This is a genomic window from Thiorhodococcus minor, from assembly GCF_010820565.1.
Classification (GTDB): Bacteria; Pseudomonadota; Gammaproteobacteria; order Chromatiales; family Chromatiaceae; genus Thiorhodococcus; species Thiorhodococcus minor.
The window spans coordinates 1-851 of the sequence record NZ_JAAIJQ010000299.1 but is presented as its reverse complement, the minus strand read 5'-3'; the positions used below and the strand labels follow the sequence as shown (position 1 = coordinate 851).

At 63.0% G+C, this 851-nt stretch carries 1 protein-coding gene; it reads left to right on the top strand.

The genetic code is table 11. The annotated features are described in order from the left end of the window. Positions 1-432 precede the first annotated feature (432 nt). On the top strand, positions 433-851 hold a 419-nt coding region (locus G3446_RS27060), incomplete at its 3' end, for a reverse transcriptase N-terminal domain-containing protein (protein WP_209262673.1).

Sequence of the window (851 nt, the reverse complement as noted above, 5' to 3'; positions counted from 1 at the left end):
CGGTGGTCGGGAGCTGGGGTTGAAGGGGATGGCCAACTCAGGTGAACCGCTGTCGAGCCGTCGTTATTGACAACATGCCAAAGAGGCTGAGAGGCATGAACCAAAAGGTAAGCAGCCAGGTCGGGACGTCCAATGCTCGTCCCGCGCAGATCGCGTGCTGCCGGCGGATAGGCGGGGCCTAAGCCCTTCGGGAATGGTGCGTGTGCGAAACGTGGTAAGCCCCATGGTCTCCACCAGGAGGGTGGTAGAGGCGCCGCAAGGGGCCGTCGAAGGGCCAGGGGGTAAAGGAGGCCGGAGAAAGCGAAGGTCGGTCTGTAATGGATCGGATAGGGGTTCAAGCTTTGCCCCACCCCGAAAGGGGGCAGACTTCCGGCTGGTCTTGATTCACGAGACAGGTGAGGACACGCTCAACGTGCGCAGTTTCTTTGGACAATGAGCGCCATCGGCGCCATTGAAGGCTCGCACGACGTGGCGGCACGCTGGTTATCCATCGACTGGTCCAGGGTACGCCGCCAGGTCAGCCGACTACAAGCCAGGATCGTGAAGGCGGTCAGAGCCGGCAAGTGGCACCGCGTGCGGTCGCTGCAACGCCTGCTCGCCAACTCGCTGGCCGCCAAGCTCTTGGCGGTGCAGCGGGTCAGCTCCAATCGGGGGAGCAAGACGGCGGGGGTCGACGGCATCGTGCTGAAGACGCCCGCGCAGAAGTGGCGACAAGCCCACCAGTTGAATGCGAAGGACTACACGCCAAAACCGCTCAGACGGATCTACATCCCCAAAAAGAACGGAAAACGCCGCCCGCTCGGCATCCCGGTGCAAGCCGACAGAGCTGAGCAGGCGTTGGAGCTGCTGGC